At 37.4% G+C, this 1,237-nt stretch carries 1 protein-coding gene; it reads right to left on the reverse strand.

Annotation, left to right across the window (positions count from 1 at the left end; translation table 11 throughout):
• Positions 1-596: 596 nt before the first annotated feature.
• Complete coding sequence (locus ACH8E3_RS16625) at positions 597-1,097, reverse strand: DUF4830 domain-containing protein (RefSeq protein WP_458633762.1); 501 nt, start codon at positions 1,095-1,097, stop codon at positions 597-599.
• Between the last annotated feature and the right edge of the window lie 140 nt (positions 1,098-1,237).

Below are 1,237 nucleotides of genomic sequence, written 5' to 3' on the forward strand. Positions count from 1 at the left end.
TTCTTCATTTATTATTCACTCACTTTCAATTTCTAGGGTAATTTCTGATAACGTTTGCGCATTACCGACGTCCAATCGGCTTAAGGACCGTAGGTTCGGGTGGCTTCGCCACTTAGCCGGTTGGATGTGTCACCTGAATAAACTTCTGCGAAACTTCCTCTTGGTGACCAAGGGAGAGTAGCGACCGCAGTGATAATGCAATGTTAAGTGATGTTGGGGACTTCATTGATATTACTCTCTAACAAGTACTAGGTCTTTAAATCGTCCTTGATCTTAAATCGTTCTTGATCTATAAAATCGTTCTTGATCCTTAAATTGTTCTTGATCTTCAAATCGTTCTTGATCCTTATATCGTTCTTGTACTAAACATTCTTTAAGTATTATATTATTTAAACGTCTTTACCCCGATTTCACTTAACGTTTCCGCATTACCGACGTTCAAACAGCTTAAGGACCAAAGGTCCGGGTGGCTCTGCCACTTAGCTGGTTGGATGTGTCACCTGAATACACTTCTACGAAACTTCCTCTTGGTGACCAAGGGAGCGTAGCGACCGCTGTGGTAATGCAATGTTAAGCGGAGTAACCAACTTCCTGAACTACTTATTGTTGTTGTGATTTACTTTATGTCCTACAATTGATTGCTCATTGATTTCATTATATTTAAAAATTGGAGTTGTTACACCAATATCTATTCGGATTATTCCATCCTTTTGTTCGATTTCATGATTAAATTCTAAATAACTTCCTATTATCTCTTCTCCTGATTCTAATATATAACCCACAATTTGATTGTAATGATCTGTTTTCTCGTTCAGTATGTATCCAGTTTCTAATACTTCCTTGTCAAGAAAGGGAGTTAAGTCAACTTTTCCCTGAGATCGTATAGTATTCACATGTTCTTCATATGATCGTAAAGTTTCTGCGGCATACTTGGTCTCTGATGTAAATCGTTTAATACTCCATCCATATTCCTTCAGGTACGTAACATGTTGTTTATTGTAATTTTCAAGTGATTCTATTCCTTTTTCTTTTTCCGCACATCCAGGAAGAATAATCAAAATGATCAGAATAAGTACAATAAATCTCTTGATCCGCAATATATCATTCCTCTCTTTTAATAGCATTTTGGTTATTTCGCTTAACGTTTGTGCATTCCTGACGTTCAAGCAGCTTAAGTGACCTTAGGGAACGGGTCGATAGACTTAGCTGGTTGAATGTGTCGCCTGAATCTACTTCT

Source organism: Paenibacillus sp. CMAA1364 (assembly GCF_054373195.1).